Here is a 696-nt window from a genome sequence, read left to right as displayed (position 1 = left end):
ATAGCCTATCAATAACTTTTTACTGTTATCACCGCCAAAACTGCACGCCAAAGAGGCCGCTCTTTGTAGTGTTTGCGCTTCTTTTGGGGACATATCCTTAAGGACTTTCAGCGCTTTCATCGACGTGGAACCTGGGTTGGTCACTTCACGCTTCATCACTTGCGCCCACAACTTCTGCATTGAACTGTTGTGGATGTCTTGGGCCATATCAAAAAATCGATACAACCAATCTTGATCGGGTTCACCTGCGGTTTCATCGCGGCAAGCGCTGTGCGCGAGTTTTAGGATTTGCTCAAGGTTTTTTTGTCTTTGCTCTTGGCGTCGTTGGTCTCGCAGTTGTGCTCTTTCTAATGCGGATTTGGCAGGAGGGTCAGTTTGCAACAGAGCGTCGAGGCCATGAGATTGAGCGATGTTTTTTATTCGGCTCGCACTGTCTTTGATGTAACCCGTTTTCTTGTCGTGGTGACCGTTTTTCTGCGTATTAGGCTGGTGTTCAATCACTACAGGTTGTTTCGTTGGTTCTGCCATGTATTTTCCTACCAAGAGCTTGCGTTTGACGCTTGCCTCAATTTACACCTTAATCCGCGAGGCGACCAGAGAGAGCGTCTCAGATTTTGAAGGAATAGGGCTATTCAAAATGATAATGAGTTGTTAACATTGTTATCGTTATTTTGGAGGGGCGATGAAGTTCTCGGA

Annotated in this window: 1 protein-coding gene; it reads right to left on the bottom strand. The window is 46.3% G+C overall.

The annotated features are described in order from the left end of the window. Positions 1–528: TIGR03899 family protein (locus R7Z49_RS25170; protein WP_318112411.1), on the bottom strand; the 528-nt coding region annotated here is incomplete at its 3' end. Positions 529–696 lie beyond the last annotated feature (168 nt).

Source organism: Vibrio sp. 1562 (genome assembly GCF_033340155.1).
Classification (GTDB): Bacteria; Pseudomonadota; Gammaproteobacteria; order Enterobacterales; family Vibrionaceae; genus Vibrio; species Vibrio alginolyticus.
This window is presented reverse-complemented; position numbering and strand designations above follow the sequence as displayed.